This is a genomic window from Brevibacterium sp. RIT 803, assembly GCF_016892625.1.
Lineage (GTDB): Bacteria > Actinomycetota > Actinomycetes > Actinomycetales > Brevibacteriaceae > Brevibacterium.
The window spans coordinates 91,701-117,740 of the sequence record NZ_JAFEMW010000004.1; the positions used below are offsets into that span (position 1 = coordinate 91,701).

The window sequence follows — 26,040 nt, forward strand, 5'->3', positions numbered from 1 at the left end:
GATTCAATTATTCAGGTAACCTTGTTTTTTATGAAGGAGTCAACCTCCGAACGCCGCCGCAACCGGCGAGAAGCGATCACCCTGATGATCTTCGTCCTGTGCGTCCACTCCTGCTTCAAACTTCTCGGCTGGGGCTCACAAGATCTGTCATGGTGGCAGGTCATCTTGGTTGCCCCGGTATCCGGGGCCATCTACTGGGCACTGTGCAGCACATTTCGGAAGTTCGCGGCGGAATTCGCACCAGAGGACGTCACCGCGCAGCCGCATGAGTAACCGGTGAATCAGAAGAACCTCCACCCTGCAGGTGGAGGTTCTTCTGTCAGTGTAGCGGGAGGGGGGCTCGATCCCCCGACCTCACGATTATGAGTCGTGCGCTCTAACCAGCTGAGCTACCCCGCCCCAGCACCGCATTTAAGCGGCACGAGAGCCCCGAAAGGGATTCGAACCCTTGACCTTCTCCTTACCATGGAGATGCTCTACCGACTGAGCTATCGGGGCAACAGGTAAGAATTTACACGGCTTCGCGCAACGAGGGCAAATCGGCGTTCAGTGACGTCACTCACAGGTTGCATGAGTTCACTTCACCGGGTCGAATCGACCCGCCAGGAAACCCTGCAGGCGGCCGGGCTGGTTGGTGATGATGCCATCGACCTCGGCATCGAGGAGTTCACGCCACTCATCCATGGAATCAGCCGTCCACACGAACACGCCCAGGTCATTGTCACGGAACTCGGTGACAACGGACCTGCGCATGGAGAAGCCCTTGAAGGAGGGATTGATCGCGACAGCGCCCAGGGCCCGTGCCAACTCGATGTCTTCAGGGCGCGGGACCATGCGCAGAAGGAAGCGCGAAACCATCGGCAGCATGTCCCTGCAGGCCGCCAGCGTCTCGGTGTTGAAGGACTGCACGACCATGCGGTCAGCGGTCCCGGTCGCAACGACGAGTTCGGAGATCTGAGCCACCGCACCGGAGGACCACTCCCCCTTGAGCTCGAGCAGGAGTTCACCGCCTCGGTGCTGGATATCTCGCATCACCGCTGCCAGCGTGGGTATCCGGACTCCGGTGAATCCCGGGCCCATCCAGGAGCCGGCGTCGACGAAGGAGAGTTCTTCCGCCGTCAGGTTCGCCACCGGTCCTTTCCGATTCGTGGTCCGATCCAGATCCGGATCATGGAGGATGACCGGAACCCCATCGGCGCTCGTCGAGGTGTCGACTTCGATGAAGTCCACGTCAAGCGCACGTGCCGCATCCACTGCGGCGAGGCTGTTCTCCGGGGCCACTGCGGAATAACCGCGGTGCGCGATCACCAGGGGACGCTTCGAGGAACCAGGTCGCTCAGTAATGCCTCGTTCGTGCAGGAACTGCAGAAAACTCATACGCCCAGACTATGCCCTGCCCCGGCCCACGCCTCAATCCGGGCACGTTCCGTCGCCCTTCATCGCACGGCATGATGGACCTGAATCGTCTTCATTATCTTGAATGCTGAGAAAGACATAGGCACTATCCGAAAACAGGCAATAACGTACTCTGTGTGAGCTGCTTCATAACCACGCCGGTGTGGATGTGACGACCGAGCCCACACGACACTCACCATCTTCGAAAGGATCGCTATGGAAGGCATCTATGCTGCCGCGATCGTGCTCGGCTTCATCGCCATCGGCGAATTGGTCTCGATCTGGTCCAAGGCCCGCGTCCCCAGCCTCCTCGTGGCGATGCTGGGAATCTTCATCTTCGCCAAGATCGGCATCGTCCCTGACACCGTCGTCGACGATTCGATGCTCGTCCAGGTCTACACCATCCTCGTGGCTCCGCTGCTCTTCCACATGGGGACGCTCATTCCTCTGCGCGTAATGCTCAAACAGTGGCGCTCGGTCATCATCGCCGTCTCCGGAATGCTCGTCGCCGTACTGCTCATCTTCTTCATCATCGCTCCCATATTCGGCTTCGAGACCTTCGTGGCAGGTTCGGGACCACTGGCGGGCGGCATCGTCGCCACCAGCCTGACGACCGAGGGCCTGACAGCGTCCGGAGCCGCATCGGCGATCATCGTGCTTCCGGCTCTGGTGCTCATGCTGCAGTCGCTGCCGTCGATGCCGCTGACGAATTTCCTGCTCCGCCGCTATGCGACGAAGCTGCGTGACAGCGGCGAACTCCACGAGCTTGCCGCGGCCCATCACGAGGACGAGGCCGACGCCGCTGCGAAGAAGAAGCTCGTGACATTGCCGGCGTTCCTCGTAGACAACCAGCTGTTCATGCTCTTCCTCATCCTCGTCGGGGGCTCAATCGCAACCCTGCTCTCCGGCCCGACGCACATCCCGTCGTCGATCCTCGCACTCATCCTCGGCATCGTCGCGACCGCAATCGGCCTGTCCCCGGACAAGGCGATGGAGCGCTCGAACTCCTTCGGCATCGCCATGTCCGGCGTGATCGCCATCGTCATGGCTCCGCTGGTCTCGGCCTCGGTGCAGGACGTCATCAACGCCTTCCTACCCACCATCTCGATCCTCATCGTCGGCGGCATCGGCATCGTCGCCGGTGGTTACATCGCCACGAAGCTGCTGAGGTGGAAGGCCCCACTGGGAATGTCGGTGGCACTGACCGCCATGTACGGCTTTCCTGCCGACTACCTGCTGACCAACGAGGTCGCTCGCTCCATCGCCCGTGACGAGGACGAGAAGGAAGCCCTCCTCAACGTCATGTTGCCACCGATGCTCGTCGGCGGGTTCACCTCAGTCAGTGCCGGTTCCGTCGTCATCGCCAGCGTCCTCGTAGGAATGCTGTGAGCACCCTTCTGAGCGAGGCGAACGCCCTCCTACCCCAGCTGCAGGAATTCCGACGACGGCTCCACTCCCACCCCGAGGTCGGCCTCGACCTGCCGCACACCCAGGCCGCGGTTCTCACCGCCCTGGACGGACTCGATCTGGAGGTGAGCACTGGCGTTGAGACCACCTCGGTGGTGGCAGTCCTGCGTGGAACGCACCCTGAGCGGCCCGCGAATGCTCCGGCTGTCCTCCTACGGGGCGACATGGACGCGCTGCCCGTCGAAGAACTCACCGACGAACCGTTCAAGTCGACGAATGGGAACATGCACGCCTGTGGTCACGATCTGCACACCGCGGGACTCGTGGGTGCCGCCCGACTGCTGCATGCGCACCGGGTGGAACTCGCCGGCGACGTCGTCTTCATGTTCCAGCCCGGCGAGGAGGGTTACAACGGCGCCTCAGTGATGATCAACGAGGGTGTCCTCGAGGCTGCCGGGCCCCGGGTGATCGCCGCCTTCGGAGCCCATGTCCACATGGGCTCCAGAGGAGTCGTCTCGACGAAGCCCGGAACACTGCAGGCCGGTTCCAACGTCCTCCACATCACCCTGCACGGACGCGGCGGTCACGGATCCCAGCCGCAGTCGGCGATCGACCCAGTCCCGGCCCTGGCCGAACTCGTGACCGCGCTGCAGAACATGGTCAGCCGACGCATCAGCACCTTCGACCCGATCGCCCTGTCCGTGACACAGCTGACGGCTGGTGAGGCGGTCAACGTCATCCCCGCCTCGGCGAGCCTCGGTGCCACGGTCCGCACCCTGTCCCAGGAATCATTGGACACGGTGCGAACGCAATCGAAACAGTTGGCTCGAGGAATCGCGGAGGCCCACGGATGCACCGCCGAGGTGGACTTCCAGGTTCAGTACCCCGTGACAGTCAACGACGAGGCTGAGACCGCATGGACCATCGACCAGGTCCGCAGCCTGCTGGGCGAAGACCGAGTGGAGGTCTCACCGCATCCGATCATGCCCAGTGAGGACTTCTCATTCGTCCTTCAGGAGGTTCCCGGCACCTATATGATGCTCGGTGCCAAACGCACGGACGTGCCCGAAGAACGGCAGGGCGACAACCACTCACCCTTCGTCATCTTCGACGACACAGTGCTCGGCGATCAGGCGGCAATGCTGTCTCACCTGGCCCTCGAACGTCTGCGCGCGGAGGTCTAGCTCCGCTTCCTCTGCCACCACCGCCGAGGCTGTTCCCGCTCCTCGCCTGGACCTGCGGTCGGGGCCGGGGGCGGGTTCGTCGTTGGCACAGCCTTCGCAGCTCGGCGCCGGCGCCAGGCCGCGACCTCATCCTCGACCTTCCGAGGTGGGGTGAACACGGGCGGTCCCTCGCGCAGATCCATGATGGCGTCACGCACACGATCGTTGAACCCGGCGAGATAGCTGCGCACGTCGGCCTCCTTCGACAAGGCATCGAGCGTGTCCTCGAGGACGGCGTTCTCCTTGCGCAGCTGGAAGGCCGCGGGAGCCACACCGCTCATGTCCTCCTGATCCATCTTCGCCTTGATCCACCAGTCGGGATCTTCCGAGTTGTGGAGACCGGACAAGGGCTTGCCCAGACCGGGCAAGTCGTCGAAATCGCCGCGTCTGATCGCCTTGTCCAAAGCGGATTCGACGATCGCGTTGCGATCCTCGAGGGAACCTATGCGGCGAGGAGGCTGTTCTTCGTTCATGGCGACGATTCCATTCGGCTTTTCTTCCACAGTAGAGAAGCGCCGGGTGCCGCGCAATGGGTGCGAATGCGAAGAAGCCCCGTGATCCGAAGATCACGGGGCTTCTCACCTCTGCGTGGCAGATGAAGGATTCGAACCTTCGAAGGCAATGCCGGCTGATTTACAGTCAGCTCCCTTTGGCCGCTCGGGCAATCTGCCGCAGTGTGTGCTCGATGAGCACTTGAAAATACTACAAGCACCCACCCCGAATCACCAACTCGATAGACGCAGATCACAATTATGCGTCTCGACTACACTCGGTGACCAGATACTCGTCCATCTTCTCACCACACAAGGAGCATTCATGGCCAGCGAATCCTCATTCGACGTCGTCAGCAAGGTCGACCGGCAGGAGGCCGACAACGCGTTGAACCAGGCCGCCAAGGAGATCAACTCACGCTACGATTTCCGCGGCACCGACGCTTCGATCGCCTGGACCGGAGAAGCCATCCAGATGAAGGCCCTCAGCGAGGACCGCGTCAAGGCGATCCTCGACGTCTTCCAGTCGAAGCTGGTCAAGCGCGGCATCTCGCTGAAGTCCCTCGAAGACGGCGAACCCTATCCTTCGGGCAAGGAATACCGCATCGATGCCAGCCTCAAAGAGGGCATCGACAAAGACAATGCGAAGAAGATCTCGAAGTACATCCGAGACGAGGGCCCCAAGGGCGTCAAGGCACAGATCCAGGGCGAGGAGCTGCGCGTGAGCTCGAAGAAGCGCGACGACCTGCAGCAAGTCATCGCCCTGCTCAAGGGCAAGGACCTCGATCTCGACCTGCAGTTCGTCAACTACCGCTGAGCCGCAACGATCGGTGAGCAGCACACCCCTCACCCACATCCCCGCCTGCCCCATCACTGGCCCCCTCTTCGGCCAGCATGTCTCAATAAGACTCTGTCTGACAGTTCATGACTCTGCGTGAGAGTTCACGACGTTGTCAGACGGCTCGAGACGCGCTCTGAGCTGGTGATGACGGCAGATGTCGGCGATGGTCGCCTGGCCCACCGCCTCCCCGAGCCCGACGGCAGGATAGTGGTATGTCCAGCGCATTCCCCACAGCCACCGTCATCGGCTATCCGCACATCGACCCGAATCGTGAGCAGACGAAGGCTCTTTCGAACTATTGCGCGGGCCGCATCGATGCCTTGGATCTCTCACGGTGCATGCGCTCCCTGCGGCTGAACACCTACAGTCGCCTGCGGGAGCTTGGTTTGGATGAGGACTATTCGATCCCCACCTCCTCCAGCCACTGCGACCATGTCTTCGATACTGCCCTGAGCGTCGTCTTCGACACTGCCCTGAGCGTCGGACTCATCGAGTCGGAGCCCACCGGCACCGACTTCAACCTCGATGACTACTTCGCAGCGGCACGGGCCACGGGGCAGACAGCGCCCCTGGGGGTCGACACGCGTTTCGATGCCAACTACCGGCATCTGGTGCCGGAACTCAAGGAGTCTGCCCCGTTCAGGGCCCGGCCCCAGCACCTTCTCTCGCTGGTGTCGGAGGCACGGGCCGCCGGTCACACTATCCGACCTGTCCTTGTCGGTCCCGTGACCCTGCTGGCCCTGGCGAAGACCAACCCCGACTCGAACGTCTCGGCGTTCGACCGGCTCGACGAACTTGCTGTCGCCTACATCGACGTCATCAGCATTCTCGCCGCGGCCGGAGTCGACTGGGTTCAGCTGGACGAACCCGCCCTCGTGACCGACTTCGCCGAACACTCCGATTCTGAGCTCGCCGAGGCGGCCTCCCGCGCCTACACCGCACTGAGCAGGGCGAACACTCGACCGCAGATCCTCGTCACGGCCCCGCACGGAAGTCTGCGCGCAGGGTTGTCCGCGTTGGCGCATTCTGGCATCGATGCCCTTGGAGTAGACGTCTCAGCAGCCACCCGCGCGTCCGATCCGGACTGCGTTGCCCGCATTGCGGCGGAAACTCCAACCTCGGTCCACCTCGTCGCCGGTGTCATCGACGGTGGCAATGTTCTGGCCGATGACCTGTCCACCAGCTTGTCGGTCCTGCAGGACTGTGATCGCGAATCGCTCAGTGTCTCCACGTCGACTTCGATGCTGGATACTCCCCACGCGGTGTCAGTCGAGACCGATCTGAACGTTCAGGAGACTTCGGAGCTCTCCGCCGCCGAGGAGAAGGTCACTGCGGTGAAGACCCTGGCAGTCGCGTTCACCGACAGGCCCGATGACACAGAGGGGAGCTCACCGCGAGTATGTCGACCACATGGCCCTCTGCGAGAAATCGGCGACCCGCAGGAGCTCGTTGCGTCTGACACCGTGCTTCGCCTGGACAGCCAGACCGTGCCAGTTCGCCTGCACAAAGCCGGCGACGACATCGCCGTCGGTTCCGCCCAGGATCTCGCCGTCGTCGATCGCCCGAGTGACGCGAGTTCGGAGAAGTCGTTCGTTCGTCGTCAACATGGTGGATATGTCTCCGCGCGCCTTGCGCGTCGCCGGAACCTCTGACATGACTGCACTGGTGATGAGACAACCTGGGTGCGAATCCGGAGGTTGAGTGAACTCGATGACCGAGGATCTCAGCAGCTCATCGACGACGGTCCGGATGGACTGCGCGGCAACTGCCTTTTCGTACAGAGCGGTGTAACGCCGGGCGTAGACGCGAACAGCCTCGTCGAACAGTCCGGACTTGCTGCCGAATGCCGCGTACAGGCTCGACGTCGAGATACCGATCGCCGAGCTCAGGTGCCGAGTCGACGTTCCGCTGTAGCCGAGGCGCCAGAACAATCGGGCGGCGTCGAGCAGGGCTCGGGCTCGATCGAACTCGAGTGGCCTTCCACGGCTATTCGCTTCCACTCTTGCATTGTAGAGCGTCTGCTCCACAATTATTTATAGAGCAGACGTTCCAGAAATGATCTGATGCCGAATCTGAGCTCACGCCAGTTCCCTCGGGATGTAGTACAGGCCCTTTGAGTCCTCTTCGACGGTGACTCGCAGGCGGTCGTCGACGCTGACGAAGTCGTTGACCTTGATCGTGCCCTTGGAGTCGCTGAGTTTGCGGACGGCGAAGGCGGGGATGAGGCCCTGACGGCCATCGCCGTCGACCGCCAGCGCGTACTTCGGGCCCGTGGCCCTGACCTTCACCTCGATCGTGTCGTCGGTAGCTGAGGGCACACCAGTGTCGAGGTCGGGGTTCGTCAGGGCGGAGAGTTCGACTGCGAGGGTATCGGCCATGTCATCGACAGTTGCAAGCATGTTCGCCATCGCTCGGGCGAACTCACCGTGCAGCTCACTGGGCTTCATCGCCGCGCCGGGTTTGTACATATCCTCGTGAGTCAGCTCGCCCCAGGCGTCTTGGAGCCTGGTCTTGACTTGGATCTCTGCGAAGACCGGATCACCCTGGTCGGAGGGAATCTGCAGGGTCACGTGGCAGGCCCGGTAGCCGCTGGGCTTGGGTGGGTCAACGTAGTTCTTCTGCTCGATGAGAACGAAGGCGCCCAGCTGCTCCGGATCTCTGAGCGAGTCGAACATCATCTTCTGGTCGCGCGGTGATTTGCACAGCACCTTGACTCCGACGATGTCTCGGATGTGATCCTCAACGTCATGTGGAGAGGAAATCCGCAGCTCCGGGTCGTCGGCGGTCTTCTCGACGAGCTTGGCGATGGTGCGAGCCGGATCCTTGATGCGATGCCCGTCGACGTCAAGGCGGGAGATGTCCTTGTCCTTCAGGAGACCCTTCTGCTGCTGTTTGAGCCAGTGTTTGATTCGCACGGCGGCAGATTCCCAGGCGTCGCGCCGTTGCGCATAGGCCCGCGAGACCACTTCCCTCATCGCCGAATCCGCGCTCACCGTACCTCCTCTGCCACAGGGTCCTCACTGCTCCCATCAAACCACGAGCGCGCCACCGATACGGTGACGCGCTCGCAGATTTCTGGATTGAGTTGTCGAACTCAGTGCCTTGTCTGACTCAGTGGCTTGTCGAAGTCAGTGGCCCGATGCGGGCTGGCTGGCCGCTTCCGCGTGCAGGTGGCTGCGGGCCTCGCGCAGCATGGCCTCGCGAGTCGCGAGCTTCACACGCTCACGACCCTCAACTTCACCCAACGCCTTCTCAGCGGCCTCCACGCGATGGTAGCCTTCCCAATCCACGAAGTCGACGCCCTTGGACTCGAGGAGTTCGACGATCGCAGAGTCATCCGGATACACAGGCTCCGTCAGGACACCCGCGGCACGATCATCGAGGATATGCCCGATCGTCTCCAGGGCATCACCCTTCGTGTGACCGATCAGGCCGACAGGACCACGCTTGATCCACCCAGTCGCATACACGCCCTGCACCACGTCTCCTTCAGCTGCCGAAGCCTGGTCATCTGCGTCGACGACCCGACCCTCATGGTTCGGGATCACACGCTTGGCTTCGTCGAAGGGCAGCTGCGGGAGCGCAGTGCCCGCATAGCCGACCGCGCGATACACGGCCTCGATCTCCCAATCATGGAAGGAGCCAGTGCCGTTGACTCCCCCGGCGCCGTCCAATTCCTGACGTTCCGTGCGCAGCCCCGTGACCCTGTCCTCACCGAGGACAGCCACGGGAGAATGAAGGAAATGCAGATGCAGCCGCCGCTTAGCACCCACCGGCTCACGCATCGTGAAATCAGTCAACGTCTTCGCAACCTGCTTCGTCTGATTATTCGACTCGATCGCAGCCAACGACCCCTCATCGAACTCGAAGTCCTCGGGATAGACGATGATGTCAACATCCTTGACATGCCCCAGCTCACGCAACTCCAACGGAGTGAACTTCGCCTGCGCAGGACCACGCCGCCCGAACACGTGCACGTCGGTGACCTTCGAGGACTTCAAACCCTCGTAGACATGATCAGGAATCTCCGTCGAATGCATATCATCGGCCTGCTTCGCCAGCACACGTGCCACATCCAAAGCGACGTTGCCATTACCGATAACCGCGACCTTCTCCGCATCCAAAGGCCACGTCTGAGCCACATCCGGATGCGAGTCATACCAGTTAACGAAGTCAGCAGCACCATAGGAACCGGGCAGATCAACACCAGGAAGACTCAACGAAGCATCAATGAAACAGCCAGTGGAGAAGATCACCGCATCATAACGATCCGTCAGCTCTTCCAACGCGATATCCACCCCGTACTCAACATTCGAGAACAAACGGATATCACCACGATCGAGAACCTTGATCAAAGCATTGATGATGCCCTTGATCCGAGGATGATCCGGCGCCACACCATAGCGAACCAGACCGAACGGAGTCGGCAGACGCTCGAAGAGGTCGATACTGACCTCGAAATCACGCTCGGCCTTAGTCAGCAGATCAGCAGCATAGATCCCGGCAGGACCGGCACCCACAATAGCCACACGGAAGGGACGCGTCATTCTCACACCTCTCTAGTAAGTCATCTCCGATTGTATCGGCAAAGAAGGTCCTCCTAACAAACACGTGACGAAGCTCGCATCCCTCCATTCGGCTTCATCTCAGGCATCAGTCGGAATCGCCAGCCTCCTGTGCGTTGCCTAGACTCGGGCTGTGAACGCCTCTGCACCCGAAGAATCTGCCTTTCGACGCGTCGGACTGGGATATGGAACCGCCGCCTACATCATCTGGGGTCTCATTCCCCTGCTCTTCGCCGCTGCGGCCCCGACGGGCGCGTTCGAGATCGTCGCCCATCGGATCATCTGGTCGCTGATCTTCTGCGCCGTCCTCCTCTTCTTCGCCAAAGGCTTTGTCCGCACCTGGTCGGTGATGCGCTCGGGAAAGATCTTCTGGCTGCTTGCTCTGGCATCCGTGCTCATCGCTGTGAACTGGACAACCTACGTCTACGGCATCGAAACCGGCCGCCTCGTCGAAATCTCGCTTGGCTACTACCTCAACCCGCTCATCTCGATCGGGCTGGGCGTCATCCTCCTCAAGGAGAAGCTGCGCCCGCTGCAGTGGGCCGCGGTGGGTTTCGGAGCGGCAGCAGTCATCGTGGTCGGCATCGGGATCGGACGCTTCCCCTATCTGGCGCTCACCGTGGCGCTCTCCTTCGGCCTCTACGGCCTGGTGAAGAACAAGGTCGGCGGGAAGGTCGGTGCGCTCGAAGGCATGACCGTCGAGACCGCCGTGCTCACCGTTCCCAGCCTCGCCTTCCTCGCCTATCTCGCGGTGCAGGGCAATGGGACATTCATCGGATTCGGGCCTTGGCACGTTGTCCTGCTGCTGGCCACAGGACCGTTGACGGCGATCCCGCTCATCCTCTTCGGCGCAGCCGCCCGGCGAATTCCACTGTCCTGGGTGGGTATGCTGCAGTACATTGCACCGACGATGCAGTTCGTCCTCGGCGTCGCACTCTTCGGTGAGGCGATGTCGACGACGAGATGGATCGGTTTCCTCATCATCTGGATCGCCGTCATCCTGCTGTGCACGGACATGGTCCGGCAGAACCGACGACGACCCCATTTGGGCTGAGTCCCGGTCACCGGTGGCTCCGCGCCACCGGCGGTCCGACAGGCTGCTGCGACTCACTAGACTCTATGTGTGATCGCAGATTCAGCCCCCGATGAGAACGACTTCCGCCGTGCCGGGCTGATCAACGGACTCTCCGCCTACCTGCTGTGGGGGCTCATCCCCCTGCTCTTCGCAGCCGCAGCCCCGACCGGGGCCCTGGAGCTCGTCTCACACCGGGTCGTCTGGTCGCTGCTCTTCTGCGCAATCCTACTGACGTTCACCGGCGGCTTCAGACGTACCTGGGATGTCGTGCGCTCAGGTCGGACCTTCTGGCTGCTCACCCTGGCCTCGGTGCTCATCGCGGTCAACTGGACGACGTTCATCTATGGAGTCGAGACGGGCCGCCTCGTCGAGGTGTCACTTGGCTACTACCTCAATCCGCTCATCTCGATCGGCCTGGGCGTGATCTTCCTCGGTGAAAAGCTGCGTCCGCTGCAGTGGACTGCTGTGGGATTCGGCCTCATCGCCGTCGTCATCGTCGGCATCGGCCTCGGTCGGATGCCCTACCTCTCGTTCACCGTTGCCATCTCGTTCGGTCTCTACGGACTCGTGAAGAACAAGGTCGGCAATCGGGTCGGAGCCCTCGAAGGCATGACGATCGAGAGTGCAGTGCTGTCCATGCCCAGCCTCATCTTCCTCATCGTCCTCGGTGCACAGGGTCTCTCCACGTTCACCGGGTTCGGTGCCAGCCACGTCATCATCATCCTCATCACCGGCCCGGCCACGGCGATTCCACTTATTCTCTTCAGTGCTGCGGCGAGAAGAATTCCACTGTCGTGGGTCGGGATGCTGCAGTACATCACCCCGACGATGCAGTTCATCACCGGAGTCTTCATCCTCGGCGAGATGATGTCGACGACCCGTTGGATCGGATTCTTCGTCATCTGGATCGCCGTCGTCCTGCTCAGCGTCGACATGATCCGCCAAAGCCGCCGCAGGCTCTAGCCACCTCCCCCACTCCCGGCTTCACCCAACTTCGCAGAGCGGCTTCGATCGTCCCCGAAATCGGCGCACTCTTGACAAGTCAATCACCTACATGGTTCATTAGTTATGTAACTAACCAATACACATGGAGCTGATGTGATCGACGAAGCCAAACCACTGTTCGCACAGATCGCCGAACAGGTCGAGGATTCGATCATCAATGGCACTCTGCCGGAGATGTCTCGGGCACCGTCGACGAACGAACTCTCAAGCTTCTATTCGATCAATCCCGCGACCGCCGCCAAGGGCGTGAACCAGCTCGTTGCCAAAGGGGTACTCGAGAAACGGCGCGGAATCGGAATGTTCGTGAAGGAAGGAGCCCGAACCTTGCTCATCAATGAATACAAGTCCACCTTCTCCGACAAATTCATCGCCCCACTGCTCTCAGAAGCCAGCAGGCTAGGACTCAACCGCGATGAAGTCATCGCCCTCATCGCCGACCACTCAAGAGAACTCGGCACTTCACACCGCCTGGGCCCCACCACCGCGAAGGGATGAAAATGACCTCCGTCATCGACGCACGCGACCTCACCAAGAAGTACAAGCACGCCACCGCCCTCGATAACGTCAGTCTATCTATCGAAAAGGACTCGATCTACGGCCTCCTCGGCCGCAACGGTGCCGGCAAGACCACTCTGATGTCCATTCTCACCGCGCAGAACTTCGCCACAAGCGGCGATGTCGAGATCTTCGGTGAGCATCCCTACGAGAACGCTCGCGTCCTCAATCGGATGTGCTTCGTACGGGAGAGTCAGAAATATCCCGAGGACGCCACAGCGAAACACGCAATCGCCACCGCTCGCCTGTTCTTCCCCTGCTGGGACCAGTCCTTGGCAGAGGAGCTCATCGACGACTTCCGTCTCCCCCTGAAGACACCGATCAAGAAGCTCTCCCGGGGTCAGCAGTCGGCAGTAGGCGTGATCATCGGCTTGGCGTCTCGGGCGGAGATCACCTTCTTCGACGAGCCCTATCTCGGCTTCGACGCAGTAGCTCGACAGATGTTCTACGACCGCCTCATCGCCGATTACGCGGAGTGCCCACGAACGGTTGTGCTGTCGAGCCATCTGATCGACGAGGTGGCCAACCTGATTGAGAATGTCATCGTCATCGATCGCGGCCGGATCATCATGGATGAGTCCACGGAAGAGGCGCGCACACGTGCAGTCAACATCGTCGGAGATGCTGACTCGGTTCAGCGTCTGGTCGCCGGTCGAGAGGTCATCCACCGGGAAGCGCTGGGACGTGTGTCGTCGGTGACGATCCTCGGTCAGCTCTCCGACGTCGATCGTGAGTTCATTGCCGACGCGAATCTGGATCTCACTCCGGTATCGCTTCAACAGCTCATCGTGCGCACCACACAGGCAGACACCACTTCCTCGAACGAGGATGAGAACACCGGTCCCCTCACCGACACTGATGTCAGGAGTCTTCAGTCATGACCGCAACCACAGAAGCACTCGGCAATCAGCACTCGACTCGTTCGAAGAGTCGGATACTCGGTGTCGTCCGGCTCCACTTCATGAACACTCAGACCTTCGTCTGGGTACCAGTCATCGTGCTCAGCGGAGTCTGGCTGATCACGCTGCTGATCTATTGGATCATCTCCGCCTCCGGAGTCGAAGGGCCGATGTACAGTGGTGGATCCCAGGCACCTCTGTGGTACTTCGCCGTGGTCGGAGCGCAGGCGATGAATCTGACCTTCTACTTCTCGCAGGCCATGAGCCTCACACGTCGCGAGTTCTATCTCGGATCACTGACCGCAGCCGGCATCAGCGCCGCGGCGATATCGACCATATTCGTCCTCCTCGGCCTCATCGAACAGGCCACTGAAGGCTACGGCATCAACGGGTTCTTCGCCTACCTCCCCTGGGTGTGGGAGGGTGGGCCGTTCGCAGCGGGGCTGACCTACTTCGCCCTCACCATGCTCGTGTTCATCCTCGGCTTCTGGTTCGCCATCGTGCACAAGCGCTTCGGAGCTCTCATCCTCACCACCGCGCTGCTCGTCATCGCACTCGTCCTGTTGAGCGGCGCCGCACTCATCAGCCTCAACGGAGCCTGGCTCGAGGTATGGATGTGGGTCCTCGAGACTCAGAGCATGGGACTGACGCTCTGGGCCCTGGGATTGGGTGTGGTCTTCGCCGCGGGTTCGTACCTCACTCTGCGTCGGTTGACTGTCTGAAAACAGCAGACCGTCTCTGATCGAATCAGCTCGCGAGCATTCGAATCAGCTCACGAGCATGAGCACGACCCCGGAGAGCACCCCTCCGAGGGCGACAGCACTGCCCATTGCGGTGGTCGTGCGCCACCCGAGGGACTTTCCGACCATGACCATCGACGGGATGCTCAGTGCCGGAAGTGCAATCAGCAGGGCTCCGGTAGTGCCTGCTCCCACCCCGGCGGCGAGCAGCGCAATGATGATGGGAATCTCGCCCCCTGTCGGGATCACCAGGAGTGTGCCCACAACAGCAGCGATGAGCACTGCGAGGGCACCGACCTGAGCCTCGAGCCCGTACACTCCTGACAGCCATGGACTGATGAGTCCGATGACGAAGACCAGGGCGAGATGCTCGGGCACGAGGATGAGGGCGAATTTCGACAGCGATCGCAGGTAGCGCCGGGGAAGAGATGACATCCTCCGCGGCTCAGGACTCTGTTCGGGAACCGCCTCGGCGCGACCCTTGATCCACCGGCCGATGAGCGCGCTGGCACCGACTGCGATGAGGATGCCGAACACAAGTCGGGTGAGAGCGTACTGCCAGGGCAGGACGAGCGCGAGGAAGATCAGAACTGCAGGATTGAGAAGCGGATTGCCCACCCAATAGGCCAAGGCGGCGCTTCGCATGACGCCCGAACTCCGCAGTCCGGCAGTCACCGGGGCCGCGCAGCAGGTGCACATCATCGACGGCAGCGACATCGCCGCGCCGACGAGCGACTGGCTGGCGTGGGTGCGACGATTCATCACCCGCAGCAGCCAATCTCGCGGCACCAGAGCATCGATGGCCGCAGCGACCACGAGCGCCACGAGCAGGGCTTTCCACACCGCGATGAAGTACACCAGGGTGAAGTCCCAGGCTCCGGCCAAGGAGAACGTGTCGCCAGCAGACTCGAACAGTGGGCTGCCATCCCAAACAGACGTCTGGCTCATCGTCCAGGCCTTGTCCCAATAGGGCATCCACTTCGACCAGCTCAGGCCGATGATGAGGAAGACCACGAGCATGCCGAGTCCGACCCAGTCGACCGTGGTCAGTCGCCGACGACCTCCTGCTTCAGCAACCGCCTGGCTCGTCAAGGATCAGATCCTCACGCTGTGCGTGAGACCACCGAATCGGCGAACGCGTACAGCGACTCCTTGACCAGTCCTTCGGGGACGGGGGCCAGCGCTGCCTTCGCGTCCTCGGCCCAGCGAGTCGCCTCGTCGCGTGCCCGGACCGTCACCGGGTGGGCGGCCAAGGCAGCACGGGCGGACTCGAGCGCTTCGTCGGAGGTCAGATCCGCGTCGAGGAGGTCGACCACCTCGGCGGCCGCTTTGTCACCGTCGGCCGCAGCGGCCCGGACATAGAGCACCGGCAAGGTCGGAACGCCTTCGCGCAGATCAGTGCCGGGGGTCTTGCCCGACACTGAGGAAGCCGCCGTCAGGTCGATGATGTCATCGGCGAGTTGGAAGGCGATGCCGACACGTTCACCGAAGACCCTGACAGGCTCAGCCAGCGCCTGATCCGCGAGTGAGAACATGACCCCGAACTGCGCCGAGGTGGCGATTAGAGATCCTGTCTTGTCCGCGAGCACCTGGATGTAGTGATCGATCGCGTCCGCGTCCTCGGGTGGGCCCGCGAATTCGTTGAGCTGGCCCAGGACGAGTCTTTCGAAGGTCTCGGCTTGAACCGTGACGGCCTCGGGGCCGAGCTTCGCCGTCACTCCCGACGCCTTCGAGAACAGGAGATCGCCGGTGAGGATGGCAACGGAATTGCCCCACACCTCGTGTGCGGCCGGAGCACCTCGGCGAACCGGGGCATCATCCATCACATCATCGTGATACAGGGAGGCTAAGTGGATGAGTTCCACGGCGACGGCAGCGTCGATGATCTCCTCACGATCAGCCTCGCCGAGGCGGGCCGTGAGCAGCAGGAGATTGGGACGGGCACGCTTGCCACCGGCTGCGAGGAGATGTTGGGACGTGGTGTCCGGCAGCTTCCGTGTCTGCGCGGTCACTTCATAGAGCCTGCGCTCGACGGCTTCCAACTGAGTGGAGATATCCGCCGCAAGCTGGGCATCGGCACCGATAAAAGTCGCCGGAGAGGCTAGGTGGCTCATGTCCTCGTCATTCATCGTAGTCAGTGTCGTAGTCGCTGGTGAGCTCAGGCATTGCTGGTGGCCGGCACGATTCGGGCGAGAGCTGCAATCACCCGGTCGATGAGATCGGCCTCAGAGACCTTCGGGTCGCGGTAGAGGTTCGCCAACAGTTTCACGACGAATTCCATCACAACCTCAACACCCATACCGTACTTGATTCCGAACTGCATGAGTGCAGGGTGGCCGATAATGGCGGAGAAAACGCGTCCCAGGGTGAAGTAGCCGCCCAGGGAATCACCCACCAGCGCCGGGTATTCCTGCAGTTTCTCCCGCATCACGCGCTGCGGGTAGCGGGAATAGGTGGAGATCACCTCGGCGGCCAGTCGAGCGGATTCGAGGGCATAGTCGATGCCCTCCCCGTTGAAGGGGTTGACCATCCCACCCGAATCGCCGACGAGCAGGAGCCCCTTATGGAAGTGCGGGGTGCGGTTGAAGGCCATCGGCAGCGCTGCGGATTTGATCGGGCCCAACGAAGTGGATTCGTCGATGCCCCATTCGTGTCCCATATCCGCAATCCACTGTCCCATCATCGCCCGGAAGTCCACGGAACCGAACTGAGGTGAGGAGTCAAGCAGACCGGCACCGATGTTGATCGTGCCGTCACCCAGCGGGAAGAGCCAGCCGTACCCGGGCAGAACCTCGGATTCGCCGGCCGAATTGCTCGAGCGCATCTCGACCCAGCTCTCGATGTAGGCGTCGGCGTGCCTCGGCGAGGAATGGTAGGCGCGCACGGCCACCCCCATCGGGCGGTCGTCGCGCTTCTCCAGGCCCATGGCCACTGCCAGACGTGAGGAGACGCCGTCCGCGGCGATCACGATCGGGGCGCTGAAGTGAGCCTCAGGTCCGACCCGACGGCCGCGGTGGTCGGTTCCGGAGGCGTGGATGCCTTTGATCCAACCATCCTCGCCGATGTCCGGGGACATGGCTTTGACCTGCTCGAACAGGCGGGCACCGCTGCGTTGGGCGTGGCGGGCGAAGGCCTCGTCCATGCCCATCCGCGGCTTCGTCAGACCATAGTTCGGGGTGCCGTCGATCTCGGGCCAGTCAATCTCCAACCGGTGCCCGCCACCGATGAGACGCAGGCCTCTGTTCTTGTGCCATCCCTCGGATTCGGGGGTCTCCATCCCGAGGAACCCGACCTCTTTGACCGCACGCGGGGTCAGAGCATCGCCGCAGATCTTGTCCCGTGGGAACCCGGACTTCTCCAGGATGATGACCTCATGGCCGGCCTGCGCCAGGTAGGTGCCGATGGCCGATCCGGCAGGGCCGGCCCCGACGACGATGACCTCGGCCTCGAAGTTGTTCATAGTCAGCGTTCGGCGCCCGGCTTGAGTGCGTGGTGGACGGCGACGATTCCGCCTGTGAGGTTGCGGTGCTTAACCTGGTCGAAGCCGGCACCGAGGATCTGCTGCGCGAATTCGTCCTGGTCAGGCCAGGCACGGATCGATTCGGCCAGGTAGACGTAGGCCTCGGGGTTCGAGGACACGGCCTTCGCCACGGCGGGCAGCGCCCGCATCAGGTATTCCTTGTAGACGAGGCTGAAGGGGTCGAACGTCGGTGTCGAGAATTCGCAGATGATGATTCGGCCACCGGGTTTGAGCACGCGCAGCATCTCTGCCAATGCGGTGTCGACGTCGTTGACGTTGCGGATGCCGAAGGAGATGGTGACGACGTCGAAGCTGGCGTCGGAGAACGGCAGGTCCATCGCATCGGCGTAGATGAAGTCGATCTTCGGGTGGCGACGGCGCCCCTCGGTGAGCATGCCCTGCGAGATGTCACCGGCGACCACCTCGGCGCCGTGATGGGTGAACGTCATCGACGACGTTCCTGTGCCGGCTGCGAGGTCGAGGACCCGTTCGCCGGGTCCGGCAGCCACGGAGTGCGCAACCGTCCGGCGCCAGGTGCGTGCCAGACCGAAGGTGAGCACATCGTTGGTGAGGTCGTAACGGGAGGCGACGTCATCGAACATCGATGCGACGTCATCGGGCTGCTTGTCCAGCTGAGCGCGGTTCATGGCACCATTCTCTCAACACCTGATGCCGGGGGGCGAATTCGCGGTCCCGTTTCCATGCGCCTCACGGTGTGGAACTGGCCACAGTCATCATCGTCGTGCCGAAATCCTCGACTAGAGTGGGCCTGAAATGACTACGACCTTCGATACCTCTGACATCCGCACCGCGCCCCCGCGCCTGCACGTGCGATCTCGCTTCGTCGACGACGTCGAACCTGGACCAGGATTCCCCTTCGAATCCGGACTGCCCACGACCGTCGAACAGACTCTGGAGCTCCTGCCCACCTCGGCGTTCTCCTGCTGGGTCCGCGACACATCTGGCCTCATCGGCTTCGGCCGCACGCTGCGCATCCGTGCCCGCGGCCGCGATCGTTTCACCGAGCTCTCCGAGGCATGGAAGGCCATCACCGGCGCCGCGACCATCGAGGACGAGGTCGACCTGCTCGGCTCTGGGCTGATGTGCTTCGCCACCGTCGCCTACTCGGGCGAATCGGAGGTCGATTCCCTCATCCACGTCCCCGAATTCGTGCTCGGACGCCGAGGCGGTCGCGTGTGGATGACGTCGATCATCGCCGAGGGCAGCACTCCCGCGCCGCCCGTGCTGAAGTCCGAACCGCTGCGCCGCGTCACCTCGGCGACGGCCTCCCCCGGTGACCTCGACAGCGCTTCCTGGGCGGACCTGGTCGCGAAGGTCTCGCACATGCTCACGCCCGTCGGAGACTCCGCCGAGGTGGACGCCTTCGCCGACGATTCCACGCTGCGCAAGATCGTGCTGGCCCGTGATGAGCTTGTCACCACCGACGATGACATCGACGTCCGGTCCGTGCTTGGTGCACTCAATCGCAGCTACCCCAGCTGTTGGACGTTCGATGTCGCCGGCCTGATCGGTTCCACGCCGGAGCTGCTCATCGGCGTCGAGAACAACCGGGTGACCTCGCGTGTGCTCGCGGGCACGTATCGGGTGGAGAACGACCCGACGGCCGAGCTGCCCGCTGCCAGAAAGCTGTTGAGCGCTCACAAGGACAGCACCGAACATGCCTTCGCGATCGCCTCGCTCCAACGCAGCCTCGGACTCGTCGCTGATGATGTCACCGTCGACGAGCGGCCGCACCTGCTGCCCTTGGCCAACGTCATCCACTCGGCATCGGATGCTTCGGCACGCCTGCCGGAGGACTCGTGTCTCAACGCTCTCGACATCGCGGCCGCTGTGCATCCGACCGCGGCCGTCGGCGGGTACCCGCAGGCCAGCGCGGTTGCCCACGTGGATGAGTTGGAACCGCTCGATCGCGGCCGGTATTCGGGCCCCGTGGGGTGGATGGATGACCAAGGCAACGGTCAGTTCGGAATCGCCCTCCGCTGCGGACAGCTCGAGGACCGTAATCGGATCCGCCTGTTCGCCGGCGCCGGCATCATGCCCGATTCGGATCCCCTGGCCGAGGTGGCCGAGACCGAAGCTAAATTCGCTCCGATGCGCCGTGCGCTGGGGTTGGAATAGGACCTGAGCGTCGCAGTCTTGGCTGAGCCTCGCAGTCTTGGCTGAGCGCCGCAGTCTTGGCTGAGCCTCGTGGCCTTGACATGTTGTCAGGGTTTGCACGGCTCGTGTCAGTTCCTGTGTCAGTGGCTCGGCATAGTCTCTTCACATGTTCACGCATCCCGCGGATGACCCGGACCACCCCGATTACCGGGGCCCCGGATCGTGGGCCCGACTTCCGGGCATCACCACCGATATTGATCGGTGGTGCAAGACTCTGCGTGACCTCGTACCTGCAGACGATGCGTGGGAGGCCCAGACTCGCATCCGTGCCCTGGAGGAGCTCACGTCCGCGGCCGCCGCCGCTCAGGCCCGTGAAGCCGTCGCCTTCCATAGGCACCGGCAGCGCGAAGATGCTGCCAACGACGTGCCCAAACGCGAACAGGGGAAGTACGCAGGCAACGAGATCGCATTGGCCAAACGGGTCTCACCCGCGACGGGGCGCAAGTTTCTCTCAACGTCCAAGGCCGTTGTCAACGGCCTGCCTCGCACCTACGAGGCACTGGCCGACGGCTCCATCTCCGAAGCCAAAGCTCGCATCATCGCCGATGAGACGGCCTGGCTCACTCCCGACGAGCGTCTCTTCGTCGACGAAGAGCTCAAAGACCGTGCCTCCGTTGCCGGCAGCCGCCGGCTACGGACCGAAGCCCGCTCCCTGGCGGCCAACGTGTCCTCCGATCATGCGCACGAAAGGGCCGAAGCAGCGAGTGCCAATCGCCATGTGTCCTTCAGCGCGCTGAACAACGGCATGGCGATGCTCAGCGCCACACTGCCTCTGCAGCAGGCCGTTGCTGCGTATGAAAGTCTGGACGCTGCTGCCTCCGAGCACAAGCTCAACGGCCAGGACTTCGACCGCGGCCGCAATCAGCTGATGGCCGATATCTTCGTCGAACGGCTCACGGGACAGGACACTGTCGGTGACGTGCCCACTGAGGTCCATATCGTGATGGAGGCCGAAAGTCTGTTCTCTGACGGTCAGGTTCCTGCGTGGATTCCGAGCTATGGGCCTTTGCCGGCAAAGACAGCACGGAACTTCCTTGCGGCAAATCGGGCCCGGTCCTTCATCCGCCGCATATTCATTTCGCCGGACACAGGGCAGCTGGTCGGTATGGACTCGCGCAGGCGAACATTCGGCGGCCTGCTGCGACGCATGGTGATCTTCCGCGACGACGTGTGTCGGACCGCATGGTGTGACGCCCCGATCAAGCATGCAGATCATGCGAATCCTGTAGCCGAAGGCGGAGAGACCCAGTGGTCCAACGCCTCCGGCCTGTGCGCGGCCTGCAACTATGCCAAGGAGCACCCTGGGTGGAAGCACGAGGCGACTGCCGTCGACCTCACCGTCTCCACCCCCACAGGTGAAGAGTACGAGTCGACCACTCCCCCGTTCGTCACCAAGTTCAGTCACCCACCGCCGAGAAAGTACACCGCTTCGGGAGACACTGATGGACCCACAGACACTGATGAACCCACAGACTCTGATGATTCCGGAGCACTTGACTACGTCAAAGACACTGATGAAGCAGGCGGCTGCAGCAGTTCCGGCGCAGCCAGTAGTCACCCCAGCAGCAAATCCACGTCGGAAGCGAACGAAGACGTGGTCGACTTCCCTCGATTGAGTCCGGTAGAAGAATTCTTCGAGAAGCTGATGCTGAGGGACACTGGCTGACTAGCCGCCGCGGCAGCAGAGCCGCCAGCGGTCGCGATGGCAGAAGCTCTTTCCACTGAACGGTCCTCGAGTCAGTCCCGCTGCTCTGTCCTTCGGTCCTGTCCTTCTGCTCAGGTCCGATTGCTCAGGTCCGATTGCTCAGGTCCGATTGCTCAGGTGGATTGCTCAAGTCAGTTTGATCAGGTCAGATCCACTTCGATGATCCGGCGGCCGTGCGTCTTCGTTTGTGGGGTCCTCGTTTGTGGGCTGTCCGCTGCTTCGCGGTCCTCTCCACCGCAGACTGTCTTCTCAAACTCTGCGATGAAGTCGTTGAGCAAGCTTGACTCGTCCTGAGGTCGCACCGACGAATATTCACATCCATAGGCAGTCGCGAGACCGCTGAAGTCCCGACCGTGAGGAACCGTGAAATATCTTTCGAGATACGGCGCCACGTGCTCCTGCGAGTGTTCGAGGCCGGAGAAGATCGCACCCCCATCGTCGTTGAGGACGACGATGAGCACGTTCCCGGCCTCTTCAGCGCTCGGCGTGAGCAGGCCGCCCACGTCGTGGAGCATTGCGACGTCACCGATGACCAGAACGACCTGTTCATCGAGTGCAAGGGAGAGCCCGGTGGCAGTCGAAATCAGGCCGTCGATGCCAGCCAAGCCGCGTGACGCGTGGATTTGCGCTCGCACATCAGTGGCCTCACTGAGATAGCGGATCGTATTTGAACTCGCCGCAAAGAGGTTGATTGCGCGGCCGGCCAGATGCTCGGTGATCGCACGGGCGGTCGTCGGCGTCGACACGGCCGCAATCTCGCGCTCACGCCGAGATGCGGCAATGATCGCTTCGCCGGCGTTCACCCACTCGTCGCGCCACGTTGTGTCCTCGCTGACGCGCGAGAATGTATCGCTGGCGCTGTCCTCGGCGCCGACGCGATCTCCGTGGCGGGTGCTGTTGCTGGTGTCGATGACTTCCGTCTCCGAGAGCGACACGGCTAGCGACACCGCATCGACGTCATCGGGCAACCGCTGAACCAACACCTCGGAATCGGCAAGGAGCGCGGCGACAGGTCTGGTCAGAGTCGGCTTCCCGTGCACGATGGCCGTGCGGATCGCTGATCGCAGGTCCTCACGTTCGCTGAGCACACGGGCATGCGCCGGGACCGCAGCAGTTGAGTTCCGCAGAGCAGGGGTGAGAGGGCTCGAGGGCTCAGCCAGGACTGGGATTGCGTAAGCCTCAGCCAAGGATTTCAGAGCCTGGGCAGAGTGGCCGCCGGCATCACCGGCCACGATGACCGTGCCAGGAAGTATTCGGACCGTGGTGCTCCTCAATGCACTCGCGGCGCGGCGCGCAGCATCCGCGCCTGTTTCCATTGTCCCCGCTGCCAGCGTCTGCACCGTGGCTTTCCAATCGGCGAGCTCCGCCACAGTCGGCACGAGCGGCACATCGAATTGCACGTTGAATTGGATGGGGCCAGCTTGACCAGTGTCCGTGCCCAGCGAGAGCTCAACCACCTCGGCGAGCAGATGTTGCACATCAGCACTTCCGGCAGGCACATCGACTCGAGCGCGCACATCGCTGAGCACCTGCGACTGGTCGTCGATCGTCTGATTTGCACCAGTCCCACGCATCCGAGCAGGCCGATCTGCCGTGATCGCCACGAGCGGAAGGTGACCGTAGGAGGCCTCGAGCACCGCAGGATGCAGATTGGCAACAGCCGAACCCGATGTCGTCACCAGCGCCACGGCGCCAGCAGCACCCCCAGCGCCCGCGGTGCCTCCACCGCCACCGCCACCGGCACCAGCACCAGCACCAGCACCAGCACCAGCACCAGCCTGCTTACTGCGCAGTCCCCGTGCCAGGCCAAGCGCGAGGAACCCGGCATCACGCTCATCGATGCGCACGTGCGTGCGGATCACCCCCGCCTCGGCCAGAGGGGCGAGCGCGTAGATCAATGGTGCGGAACGGGACCCGGGTGCGATGACGACCTCGGTGACTCCCGACGAAGCCAACCCACGGGCAATCTGCTGCGCCACTGCGCTCGAATTCAACATCACCTGATATTCAACCACTAACCCACCTGCGGTTCACATTGACTCCCTATGGTTGACCCATGCGCCGATCGATTCTCTTCGCGGTTGGAGCGCGTGCAATCCGTTCGCTGACCGCCGCGCGCTCTCACAGAGGACGCTTCCCCACCCTCGACCAGAACAGCTCATTTCTCGGCCCTGAACCTCGCGGCAAGGACGCGAGGAAATGGCATATCCGCGACAAACGCAAACTCTCGAATCGACTGCGAGAGTTCTTTATCTACTCCCCCGCGCTCGGTCGAACCGTCGGAGTACGCGTCCTGCTGCCGGGAATCCCGCAGGAGGTCAGCCCGGTCATCCACCTCTATCACGGCGGAGGGGACGACTTCCGGTCATGGACGGACTTCGGGTCCGCCGAGGAGCTCACAGTCGACTCGCCCTACCTGGTCGTCATGCCCGATGCGGGAGCCGGCACCTACTCTCGTGTGGCAGTTCGCAGCGAGGTCCACGACTGGCCGACCTTCCACACCAAGGAGATCCCGGACTTCCTGCGCAAGACCTTCTCCGTGGACTTCGCACCGGAGAACCAACTCCTCGCGGGTCTGTCGATGGGCGGATACGGGGCGATGAAATATGCAGCTTGGCACCCGGACCGCTACAGCTGGGCAGCAGCCTTCTCCTCCCCACTCGACCCTCTGTCTGCGATCCCTGCCTTCGACATCATCGCCATGCGGGAGGGTGCGAAGTCGATGACGCTGTTCGGCGATCCCGTCACCGACCGCAGCGAATGGATCGCCAACTCCCCTTACGGCCTCGCGGAGAACCTGCACGGGCTGAACCTGTGGCTCAGTGCAGGGTCCGGAAGTCTCGAAGAGTCCAAAGACCGTGACCTCCTCGAATCGATGGTCAACCAGCAGGGCGAGCGCTTCTCTGCGCGATTGAACTCGCTGGGCATCCGCCATTCGTGGTTCCCCCGCACGACAGGCCTGCACAACTGGAACAGTTGGGAACGAGAGCTGGGCGCTTGGCTGAAGACTCTGAGACGTCAGCGTGACTATGCCAGCTCCGATCACCGCAGCATCGAGCGCCGAAGTGGCGGCGTCGATGACCGCCGAGGCAGCCCCCGCGTCGCGGACGGTGGCGAATTCTCCTATCTCACCGGGCATGCCCTCTTCGACATCCACGGATGGCGGGTCGAGATCTCGCGGCGCAGAGCCCAGATCGTGTGCTTCGGCTCCGTCAGCACGGCTGGCTTCTCCCTGACCGGAACCGGAAGCTTCCGAGTACGCACCCCGGGCCTTTACGAACCCGGTCGCCGATACGACATCTCCGTCACCGGGCCGACGGGCTCGAACGACTATCCGCAGCGCGCCGATAAGAAGGGGCGCCTGACATTCACGGGGCGCTTGGCTGCAGCCATGCACGACCCGATCATTCCGGGCAAGCGCACTCAGCACTTCACGACGGTGGGTCAGTCCGAGGTCACCACGGTGCGCATCGCGTCGACGCCGGATGAATCGTCGGCACCAGCACGAACCGTCGAATCAGACGCCGCGCCACGAACTGCCCCAGCAGACGTCGGGCTGCGAGCCGCAAGGTCAGCCGAAGACACAGCAGAAACAACAGATGTGTCGGAATCGGCACATGTCGATGCCGGATCTCAGACCCCTACTGTCTATGGTTATAACGGTCACAACATCGTGACCGGCTTTCCTCCATCTGATTGAACCTTGACTTCGAGAGGTCACCCATGAAACGCGTACTCCCAGCCATCGCTCTCATCGCCGGACTGGCACTGACAGGCTGTTCGGGAACTGGCTCCCAGGACAGTCAGGCCGAAGAAGCAGCCGGCGCCGCACAGCCCGCCGCAGAAGAGTCTCCCGAAGTACAGCAGCTCGACGAGAATCAGCTCAAGAAGATCATCGAATCCACAGATGTCGATGGTCAGTCGTTCAAGTCCGTCGATATCGGGGCGGCCTCCGGCAGCGAAGCGCTCAAGGCCCTCGAAAGCGCCGAATACGAACCTGCTGAGTGCAAGGACCTCGCAATGTCTGCTCTCAACGCCACTCAGGCGAGCAACGGCACCACACTCGCTGGAACCTCAGCGGACAACACTATGAGCGTCGCGCTCATGAGCCTGGCCGACGAAGATGCCGCCGGTTCACAGTTGAAGAACTCGACCAAGGTCGCCGAGAAGTGCAGCGATGTGACCATCAAGTCACAGGGCATCGAGATGACGATGTCCTACGAGTCCTTCGATGCCACCGTCGAAGGCGCTGACGAGAGCGTGGGAGTCCGCGCCAAGATCGGTGCCGGCGGTCAGACCGTCCTCGACACCGACACCGTCACCAGCCGCGTCGGCAACAACATCGTCACCGCCGCCAACATCGCCGACACCGGGGATGAGGAAGCGGTTCCCAAAACCGCGAAGACGTTCGTCGACGCCGTCAAGAACGCGAACTGAGCGG

The 26,040-nt window shown here is 62.3% G+C and carries 23 protein-coding genes, 3 tRNA genes and 1 pseudogene; 14 read left to right on the forward strand and 13 right to left on the reverse strand.

The window, feature by feature from the left end:
* Positions 1–30: 30 nt before the first annotated feature.
* On the forward strand, positions 31–273 hold the full coding sequence (locus JTF07_RS13515) for a hypothetical protein (protein WP_204234772.1): 243 nt from the start codon (positions 31–33) through the stop codon (positions 271–273).
* Positions 274–325: 52 nt separating this feature from the next.
* Here the strand turns inward: JTF07_RS13515 and JTF07_RS13520 are convergent.
* The 3 genes from JTF07_RS13520 to JTF07_RS13530 form a co-directional block, all read right to left on the reverse strand.
* A tRNA-Met gene (locus JTF07_RS13520) sits at positions 326–399 on the reverse strand.
* A gap of 26 nt (positions 400–425) precedes the next feature.
* Positions 426–498: transfer RNA gene (locus tag JTF07_RS13525), tRNA-Thr, on the reverse strand.
* Between the two features lie 78 nt (positions 499–576).
* Positions 577–1,377 carry a glycerophosphodiester phosphodiesterase gene (locus JTF07_RS13530; RefSeq protein ID WP_204234773.1) on the reverse strand — a complete coding sequence of 267 codons (801 nt, stop codon included), beginning with the start codon at positions 1,375–1,377 and terminating at the stop codon, positions 577–579.
* A 234-nt stretch (positions 1,378–1,611) separates the two neighbouring features.
* Between JTF07_RS13530 and JTF07_RS13535 the strand changes: the two genes are divergently transcribed.
* Both JTF07_RS13535 and JTF07_RS13540 read left to right on the forward strand, forming a co-directional pair.
* Positions 1,612–2,784, forward strand: a complete 1,173-nt coding sequence (locus JTF07_RS13535) for a hypothetical protein (RefSeq protein WP_204234774.1) — start codon at positions 1,612–1,614, stop codon at positions 2,782–2,784.
* Positions 2,781–3,986: a M20 metallopeptidase family protein gene (locus JTF07_RS13540; RefSeq protein WP_204234775.1), complete on the forward strand. Its 1,206-nt coding sequence runs from the start codon at positions 2,781–2,783 to the stop codon at positions 3,984–3,986. The genes JTF07_RS13535 and JTF07_RS13540 overlap by 4 nt, the downstream gene beginning before the upstream one ends.
* Here JTF07_RS13540 and JTF07_RS13545 read toward each other — a convergent pair.
* On the reverse strand, positions 3,983–4,498 hold the full coding sequence (locus JTF07_RS13545) for a DnaJ family domain-containing protein (protein ID WP_204234776.1): 516 nt from the start codon (positions 4,496–4,498) through the stop codon (positions 3,983–3,985). The two genes, JTF07_RS13540 and JTF07_RS13545, sit on opposite strands and share 4 nt — an antisense overlap.
* A 116-nt stretch (positions 4,499–4,614) precedes the next feature.
* A tRNA-Tyr gene (locus JTF07_RS13550) sits at positions 4,615–4,696 on the reverse strand.
* A 145-nt stretch (positions 4,697–4,841) separates the two neighbouring features.
* Here JTF07_RS13550 and JTF07_RS13555 point away from each other — a divergent pair.
* Entirely contained in the window at positions 4,842–5,333 is a 492-nt protein-coding gene (locus tag JTF07_RS13555) for a YajQ family cyclic di-GMP-binding protein (protein WP_204234777.1), read from the forward strand.
* Between the two features lie 236 nt (positions 5,334–5,569).
* The gene (locus JTF07_RS20395) at positions 5,570–7,009 is read left to right on the forward strand and encodes a uroporphyrinogen decarboxylase/cobalamine-independent methonine synthase family protein (RefSeq protein WP_252199819.1); all 1,440 of its coding nucleotides are present in this window, start codon (positions 5,570–5,572) and stop codon (positions 7,007–7,009) included.
* A 171-nt stretch (positions 7,010–7,180) separates the two neighbouring features.
* Here JTF07_RS20395 and JTF07_RS20920 read toward each other — a convergent pair.
* The 3 genes and pseudogenes from JTF07_RS20920 to JTF07_RS13570 form a co-directional block, all read right to left on the reverse strand.
* Positions 7,181–7,384 (reverse strand): annotated as a pseudogene (locus JTF07_RS20920) (TetR/AcrR family transcriptional regulator); the annotation flags it as partial.
* Between the two features lie 51 nt (positions 7,385–7,435).
* Entirely contained in the window at positions 7,436–8,350 is a 915-nt protein-coding gene (locus JTF07_RS13565; RefSeq protein ID WP_204234779.1) for a GTP pyrophosphokinase, read from the reverse strand.
* A gap of 135 nt (positions 8,351–8,485) precedes the next feature.
* The gene (locus JTF07_RS13570) at positions 8,486–9,904 is read right to left on the reverse strand and encodes an FAD-dependent oxidoreductase (protein WP_204234780.1); all 1,419 of its coding nucleotides are present in this window, start codon (positions 9,902–9,904) and stop codon (positions 8,486–8,488) included.
* Between the two features lie 151 nt (positions 9,905–10,055).
* Between JTF07_RS13570 and rarD (JTF07_RS13575) the strand changes: the two genes are divergently transcribed.
* From rarD (JTF07_RS13575) to JTF07_RS13595, 5 genes are all read left to right on the forward strand, one after another.
* Positions 10,056–10,976: an EamA family transporter RarD gene (gene rarD / locus JTF07_RS13575; RefSeq protein WP_353843972.1), complete on the forward strand. Its 921-nt coding sequence runs from the start codon at positions 10,056–10,058 to the stop codon at positions 10,974–10,976.
* Positions 10,977–11,045: 69 nt separating this feature from the next.
* Positions 11,046–11,960 (forward strand): EamA family transporter RarD, encoded by a 915-nt coding sequence (rarD, locus tag JTF07_RS13580; protein WP_204234781.1) that lies wholly within the window; start codon positions 11,046–11,048, stop codon positions 11,958–11,960.
* Between the two features lie 135 nt (positions 11,961–12,095).
* Positions 12,096–12,497: a GntR family transcriptional regulator gene (locus JTF07_RS13585; RefSeq protein WP_204234782.1), complete on the forward strand. Its 402-nt coding sequence runs from the start codon at positions 12,096–12,098 to the stop codon at positions 12,495–12,497.
* A 2-nt stretch (positions 12,498–12,499) separates the two neighbouring features.
* Positions 12,500–13,438: an ABC transporter ATP-binding protein gene (locus tag JTF07_RS13590; RefSeq protein WP_204234783.1), complete on the forward strand. Its 939-nt coding sequence runs from the start codon at positions 12,500–12,502 to the stop codon at positions 13,436–13,438.
* A complete protein-coding gene (locus JTF07_RS13595) occupies positions 13,435–14,178 on the forward strand; it encodes a hypothetical protein (protein WP_204234784.1) in 744 nt (247 codons plus the stop codon). The genes JTF07_RS13590 and JTF07_RS13595 overlap by 4 nt, the downstream gene beginning before the upstream one ends.
* 45 nt (positions 14,179–14,223) lie before the next feature.
* Here the strand turns inward: JTF07_RS13595 and JTF07_RS13600 are convergent, their stop codons facing one another.
* From JTF07_RS13600 to JTF07_RS13615, 4 genes are read right to left on the reverse strand one after another with little or no spacing between them, the layout of a single operon-like run.
* On the reverse strand, positions 14,224–15,288 hold the full coding sequence (locus JTF07_RS13600; RefSeq protein ID WP_252199820.1) for a permease: 1,065 nt from the start codon (positions 15,286–15,288) through the stop codon (positions 14,224–14,226).
* A gap of 11 nt (positions 15,289–15,299) precedes the next feature.
* On the reverse strand, positions 15,300–16,325 hold the full coding sequence (locus JTF07_RS13605; protein ID WP_252199821.1) for a polyprenyl synthetase family protein: 1,026 nt from the start codon (positions 16,323–16,325) through the stop codon (positions 15,300–15,302).
* Positions 16,326–16,354: 29 nt separating this feature from the next.
* Positions 16,355–17,656 carry a geranylgeranyl reductase family protein gene (locus JTF07_RS13610; RefSeq protein ID WP_204234785.1) on the reverse strand — a complete coding sequence of 434 codons (1,302 nt, stop codon included), beginning with the start codon at positions 17,654–17,656 and terminating at the stop codon, positions 16,355–16,357.
* Positions 17,657–17,658: 2 nt separating this feature from the next.
* A complete protein-coding gene (locus JTF07_RS13615) occupies positions 17,659–18,363 on the reverse strand; it encodes a demethylmenaquinone methyltransferase (RefSeq protein WP_204234786.1) in 705 nt (234 codons plus the stop codon).
* Positions 18,364–18,490: 127 nt separating this feature from the next.
* Here JTF07_RS13615 and JTF07_RS13620 point away from each other — a divergent pair, with 127 nt between their 5' ends.
* Together JTF07_RS13620 and JTF07_RS13625 are read left to right on the forward strand one after the other, a co-directional pair.
* Positions 18,491–19,855 carry an isochorismate synthase gene (locus JTF07_RS13620; RefSeq protein WP_204234787.1) on the forward strand — a complete coding sequence of 455 codons (1,365 nt, stop codon included), beginning with the start codon at positions 18,491–18,493 and terminating at the stop codon, positions 19,853–19,855.
* Positions 19,856–20,000: 145 nt separating this feature from the next.
* Positions 20,001–21,560 (forward strand): HNH endonuclease, encoded by a 1,560-nt coding sequence (locus JTF07_RS13625; RefSeq protein ID WP_252199822.1) that lies wholly within the window; start codon positions 20,001–20,003, stop codon positions 21,558–21,560.
* 179 nt (positions 21,561–21,739) lie between these two features.
* Here JTF07_RS13625 and JTF07_RS13630 read toward each other — a convergent pair whose 3' ends face one another.
* Positions 21,740–23,596: a thiamine pyrophosphate-binding protein gene (locus JTF07_RS13630; RefSeq protein ID WP_204234788.1), complete on the reverse strand. Its 1,857-nt coding sequence runs from the start codon at positions 23,594–23,596 to the stop codon at positions 21,740–21,742.
* Positions 23,597–23,655: 59 nt separating this feature from the next.
* On the opposite strand from JTF07_RS13630, the gene JTF07_RS13635 reads away from it, so the two are divergent.
* Together JTF07_RS13635 and JTF07_RS13640 are read left to right on the forward strand one after the other, a co-directional pair.
* Positions 23,656–25,299, forward strand: a complete 1,644-nt coding sequence (locus JTF07_RS13635; protein WP_204234789.1) for an alpha/beta hydrolase — start codon at positions 23,656–23,658, stop codon at positions 25,297–25,299.
* A gap of 23 nt (positions 25,300–25,322) precedes the next feature.
* Positions 25,323–26,036: a hypothetical protein gene (locus JTF07_RS13640; protein WP_204234790.1), complete on the forward strand. Its 714-nt coding sequence runs from the start codon at positions 25,323–25,325 to the stop codon at positions 26,034–26,036.
* Positions 26,037–26,040: the final 4 nt, after the last annotated feature.

Excerpts from the sequence above, each read along its gene's own strand:
- JTF07_RS13515 (WP_204234772.1), top strand. The coding sequence starts at position 31 with ATGAAGGAGTCAACCTCCGAACGCCGCCGCAACCGGCGAGAAGCGATC.
- JTF07_RS13530 (WP_204234773.1), bottom strand. The coding sequence starts at position 1,377 with ATGAGTTTTCTGCAGTTCCTGCACGAACGAGGCATTACTGAGCGACCT.
- JTF07_RS13535 (WP_204234774.1), top strand. The coding sequence starts at position 1,612 with ATGGAAGGCATCTATGCTGCCGCGATCGTGCTCGGCTTCATCGCCATC.
- JTF07_RS13545 (WP_204234776.1), bottom strand. The coding sequence starts at position 4,498 with ATGAACGAAGAACAGCCTCCTCGCCGCATAGGTTCCCTCGAGGATCGC.
- JTF07_RS13555 (WP_204234777.1), top strand. The coding sequence starts at position 4,842 with ATGGCCAGCGAATCCTCATTCGACGTCGTCAGCAAGGTCGACCGGCAG.
- JTF07_RS20395 (WP_252199819.1), top strand. The coding sequence starts at position 5,570 with ATGTCCAGCGCATTCCCCACAGCCACCGTCATCGGCTATCCGCACATC.
- JTF07_RS13570 (WP_204234780.1), bottom strand. The coding sequence starts at position 9,904 with ATGACGCGTCCCTTCCGTGTGGCTATTGTGGGTGCCGGTCCTGCCGGG.
- JTF07_RS13590 (WP_204234783.1), top strand. The coding sequence starts at position 12,500 with ATGACCTCCGTCATCGACGCACGCGACCTCACCAAGAAGTACAAGCAC.
- JTF07_RS13595 (WP_204234784.1), top strand. The coding sequence starts at position 13,435 with ATGACCGCAACCACAGAAGCACTCGGCAATCAGCACTCGACTCGTTCG.
- JTF07_RS13605 (WP_252199821.1), bottom strand. The coding sequence starts at position 16,325 with ATGAATGACGAGGACATGAGCCACCTAGCCTCTCCGGCGACTTTTATC.
- JTF07_RS13610 (WP_204234785.1), bottom strand. The coding sequence starts at position 17,656 with ATGAACAACTTCGAGGCCGAGGTCATCGTCGTCGGGGCCGGCCCTGCC.
- JTF07_RS13615 (WP_204234786.1), bottom strand. The coding sequence starts at position 18,363 with ATGAACCGCGCTCAGCTGGACAAGCAGCCCGATGACGTCGCATCGATG.
- JTF07_RS13620 (WP_204234787.1), top strand. The coding sequence starts at position 18,491 with ATGACTACGACCTTCGATACCTCTGACATCCGCACCGCGCCCCCGCGC.
- JTF07_RS13625 (WP_252199822.1), top strand. The coding sequence starts at position 20,001 with ATGTTCACGCATCCCGCGGATGACCCGGACCACCCCGATTACCGGGGC.
- JTF07_RS13630 (WP_204234788.1), bottom strand. The coding sequence starts at position 23,596 with ATGTTGAATTCGAGCGCAGTGGCGCAGCAGATTGCCCGTGGGTTGGCT.
- JTF07_RS13635 (WP_204234789.1), top strand. The coding sequence starts at position 23,656 with ATGCGCCGATCGATTCTCTTCGCGGTTGGAGCGCGTGCAATCCGTTCG.
- JTF07_RS13640 (WP_204234790.1), top strand. The coding sequence starts at position 25,323 with ATGAAACGCGTACTCCCAGCCATCGCTCTCATCGCCGGACTGGCACTG.